The sequence below is a fragment of the Arthrobacter sp. JCM 19049 genome (assembly GCF_001310435.1).
In genome coordinates, this window is record NZ_BAXF01000316.1 from 1 (window position 1) to 2,567 (window position 2,567).

3 protein-coding genes and 2 pseudogenes are annotated in these 2,567 nt (G+C 67.9%); 2 read left to right on the top strand and 3 right to left on the bottom strand.

Annotation, left to right across the window (positions count from 1 at the left end; translation table 11 throughout):
• Positions 1-196: 196 nt before the first annotated feature.
• Positions 197-583 carry a DoxX family membrane protein gene (locus tag JCM19049_RS11485; RefSeq protein WP_279403062.1) on the top strand — a complete coding sequence of 129 codons (387 nt, stop codon included), beginning with the start codon at positions 197-199 and terminating at the stop codon, positions 581-583.
• A gap of 207 nt (positions 584-790) precedes the next feature.
• On the opposite strand, the gene JCM19049_RS20515 is transcribed toward JCM19049_RS11485, so the two are convergent.
• Complete coding sequence (locus JCM19049_RS20515; RefSeq protein ID WP_279403063.1) at positions 791-1,699, bottom strand: MFS transporter; 909 nt, start codon at positions 1,697-1,699, stop codon at positions 791-793.
• 79 nt (positions 1,700-1,778) lie between these two features.
• Positions 1,779-2,204: pseudogene (locus JCM19049_RS20520) on the bottom strand (MFS transporter); the annotation flags it as partial.
• Here JCM19049_RS20520 and JCM19049_RS20525 point away from each other — a divergent pair.
• Positions 2,152-2,316, top strand: coding sequence for a hypothetical protein (locus JCM19049_RS20525; protein WP_279403064.1), 165 nt, complete (start codon positions 2,152-2,154; stop codon positions 2,314-2,316). The pseudogene JCM19049_RS20520 and the gene JCM19049_RS20525 sit on opposite strands and share 53 nt — an antisense overlap.
• A gap of 32 nt (positions 2,317-2,348) precedes the next feature.
• Here the strand turns inward: JCM19049_RS20525 and JCM19049_RS11495 are convergent.
• Positions 2,349-2,567: pseudogene (locus JCM19049_RS11495) on the bottom strand (PhzF family phenazine biosynthesis protein); the annotation flags it as partial.

Consider the following 2,567-nt stretch of genomic DNA (forward strand, 5'->3'; position numbering starts at 1 on the left):
CCCACCCGGCCACGACGGCGGTGCCCCAGCTTCGCAGTGGGACGGGGCGCTGGGCCGAAGCTGGGATCTGCCAGTGTGGGGCCGCGTTGAGATTGTGATAGGCCGCCGCCGTGATTAGGCTAAACAACATGATGCGCCGCACCGTGGTGTGGTCATCGGCCCGAAGCACGACCTGAAACGAAAGAAGTGAGGATCGATGGGTATCTCAATTGCAAATGCCGCACTACGTCTGGTCAGCGGTGCGTACATCCTCAACAGCGGCATCAACAAGCTGCGCCTGGATGAGGAAAGCGCCGCCGGGCTGCAGCAGATGGCCTCCAACGGCGTGCCGCAGCTGGGCAACATGGAACCGGCAGCGTTCGGCAAGGCGGTCTCCGCCACCGAGATCTCGCTGGGCTCTGCGCTGCTGCTGCCACTGGTTCCCTCCCGCCTGGCCGGACTGGGCCTGGCCGGCTTCTCCGGAGTCATGCTCAGCATGTACCTGCGCACCCCGGGGCTGACCGAATCGGACGGCATCCGCCCCACCGCCGAGGGCGGCACCCTGGCCAAGGACGTGTGGCTGGCCGGAATCGCCGTCGCCTGATCTTCGGACGCCGCTCCTACCGGCAGCAAAAGAAGAAGAACAACAACAAGTAGGCTTTTCGGGGCCGAACCCACCGGGTGCCCCCGGCGTCGCCGATGTCCGTCCCGGCCGGGGCGGGCGCGGTTGGTTCGGGGTGGCTTAAGCAAAACCGCGGTGTTGGCAGGACCAGTTTCGGTCATGCCAACACCGCGGTTTTTGCGTCTGCGCCTAGTCCTGCTGGACCGGCTGCTTGGCCTGCTGCGGCTGCTCCGCCGGGCGGCCGCGGAAGAAGACGACCACCAGGATGGCGGCCAGGGCCACCAGCCCGGGCAGCAGCATTGCCTGCCCCAGGCCCACCGAGATCGGCTCATGCAGGAAGTCGGGCAGCACCGCGCCCGGAGTCAGCTCCCCGGAGACATCGGGCAGCGGGGCGTCCGGGCCGGCCTGGGACTGCACCTGCGCCGAGATGCGCGACTGCATCATCACCGCGATCAGCGCCGAACCAAGCACCGCACCGATCTGCCGGGTCGTGTTGTACACCCCGGAACCGGCCCCGGCGTTGGCCGGGCCCAGGTCGCGGGTGGCGGTCAGCGACAGCGACGGCCAGATCATGGCCGAACCCAGCCCCTGCAGCACCGGTGGAAGCAGCAGCACCCACAGTGGGGTGTCGGCGTGCATCAGGAACGCGTAGCTGACGATGCCCCCGCCGAACAGTGCGAAGCCCGGGATCGCGAACTTGCGCGGGTCGTGGGCGGTCACGCGCTTGCCCACCCACGGTGCGCACACGGCCGAGACGATCGCCATCGGTGACATCAGCAGCGCCGCCTGGGTGGGGCTCAGTTCGCGCACCGACTGCAGGTAGAAGATCATCGGCAGGCTCAGCGTGGTGATGGCCAGGCCCATGAAGCTGATGCCCAGGTTTGCCAGGGAGAAGTTCCGGTCGCGGAAGAGGCCCAGCGGCACCAGCGGTTCCTTGGTGGTGCGCGACTGCCACCAGATGAACGCCGCGAACAGCACCAGCCCGGCAACGATCAGGTGCACCGAGCCGATCGGCCCGATGAACGGTTCCCAGTTGGTGGAATCCCCCTCCTGGATGCCGTAGACCAGGGCGAACATGGCCGCCGCGGAGAGGATCACGCCCAGCGTGTCGAAGGTCGCGAGTGCGGCTGGAGCTTGGGCACCAGCGCATCACCAGGATGAAGGTCAGCACGCCCACCGGCAGGTTGATGAAGAAGATCCACTCCCAGCCCAGGGTGTCCACCAGCAGCCCGCCGGCGATCGGGCCCACCAGCGAGGCCACCCCGGCCACCGCACCCCACACGCCCATGGCCGCGCCACGGTGACGGTAGGGGAAGAGCCGGGTGATCATCGTCATCGACTGCGGGGACATCATCGCCGCGCCGAAGCCCTGCACGGCGCGGGCGGCAATCAGCGAGCCGATGCTGGGGGAAAGCCCGCACCAGGCCGAGGCACCGGTGAACAGCACCAGGCCAATCAGGTAGATGTTGCGCGGGCCGAAGCGGTCGCCCAGGCGCCCGGTAATCAGCAGCGGCACCGCAAAGGTGAGCAGGTAGGCGCTGTTCACCCAGATGATCGCGGTCAGATCCGCGTGCAGCGCCCCCATGATGGCCGGCATCGCCATGGACACGATCGTGGTGTCCAGCAGGATCATGAAGAAGCCGATGACCAGCGCCCATAGCGCCCGCCACGCGGCCTTGGAGTCAAATTCGGGGGAAGTCACCTGCCAAGCTTAGACCCCTGCGGCCCGGCATGCCGTTCCCTGGGCCTAGGGTGAGGGGAATTCCACGTTGCCGCAGATCCGGGTGACCACATCTCCGCCCACCCAGATGCCGGTGCCGTCGTTTTCCACGTGCAGGATCGCCGAACGCCCCACCCGGGTGCCCTGGCGGACGGTGTAGCGCTGCGGGGCCAGGGCCGCCTCGGTCAGCCACTGCCCGAATCCGGCGTTCAGCGAGCGGTGGCCGGGTCCTCCTGGATCGCCTCG

Bases quoted from the DNA above. Each gene is read 5' to 3' on its own strand.
- JCM19049_RS11485 (WP_279403062.1), top strand. From the start codon at position 197: ATGGGTATCTCAATTGCAAATGCCGCACTACGTCTGGTCAGCGGTGCG.
- JCM19049_RS20525 (WP_279403064.1), top strand. From the start codon at position 2,152: ATGATCGCGGTCAGATCCGCGTGCAGCGCCCCCATGATGGCCGGCATC.